The following is a 718-nucleotide window of genomic DNA, read 5'->3' on the forward strand; positions in this document are numbered from 1 at the left end:
CAGCCTGAGCCGCCGCCGGGCCGTCTCGGCCACCCGCCGCTCGCCCTCCGGTCCCGCGTCCAGCAGTGCCGACGCGGTGATCACCATGTGGTCGACGTAGAAGCCGCCCAGCATCAGCAGGTCCTCGTCGCTCCACCCCCGGGAGTGATCACCATGTGGTCGACGTAGAAGCCGCCCAGCATCAGCAGGTCCTCGTCCCGGGGGTGGAGCGACTGCGGCGGTTCGCCGAGGAGACGGCGGCGGCGCTCGCCGGGGAGCCGCAGTCCCGGGGGTGGAGCGACGAGGACCTGCTGATGCTGGGCGGCTTCTACGTCGACCACATGGTGATCACCGCGTCGGCACTGCTGGACGCGGGACCGGAGGGCGAGCGGCGGGTGGCCGAGACGGCCCGGCGGCGGCTCAGGCTGGTCAACCTCGGCCGGCTCCACTGGCTGGACGCTCCGAGCGATCCGGACGGCCCGAGCGACCCGGCCGCCTGAGCACACCCGCCCCTGCGGGGATCGGTGGCACTTCAGGAACGCGACACCCTGGCCAGCTGGCGGGACTGGGCCACCAGCCGGTCCGCGCTGTCCCAGACGTCCGCGTCCTCCTCCAGGAAGCCGCCCGCGAGGTTGCGGGTGGTGATGGAGACCCGGAGCGGGCCCGGGGCGGGGCGGCAGCGGATGTGGGTGGTCAGCTCGATGGTGGGCGTCCAGCCCTTGATGCCCAGCTCGAAGGC

The 718-nt window shown here is 73.4% G+C and carries 3 pseudogenes; 1 reads left to right on the forward strand and 2 read right to left on the reverse strand.

What is annotated here, in order from left to right:
* Positions 1–144: pseudogene (locus EAO76_RS47070) on the reverse strand (TetR family transcriptional regulator); the annotation flags it as partial.
* A 65-nt stretch (positions 145–209) separates the two neighbouring features.
* Here EAO76_RS47070 and EAO76_RS41820 point away from each other — a divergent pair.
* Positions 210–479 (forward strand): annotated as a pseudogene (locus EAO76_RS41820) (TetR family transcriptional regulator); the annotation flags it as partial.
* 32 nt (positions 480–511) lie between these two features.
* On the opposite strand, the pseudogene EAO76_RS41825 reads toward EAO76_RS41820, so the two are convergent.
* Positions 512–718, reverse strand: a pseudogene (locus EAO76_RS41825) (acyl-CoA thioesterase domain-containing protein); the annotation flags it as partial.

The sequence above is a fragment of the Streptomyces sp. sk2.1 genome (assembly GCF_008120935.1).
Lineage (GTDB): Bacteria > Actinomycetota > Actinomycetes > Streptomycetales > Streptomycetaceae > Streptomyces.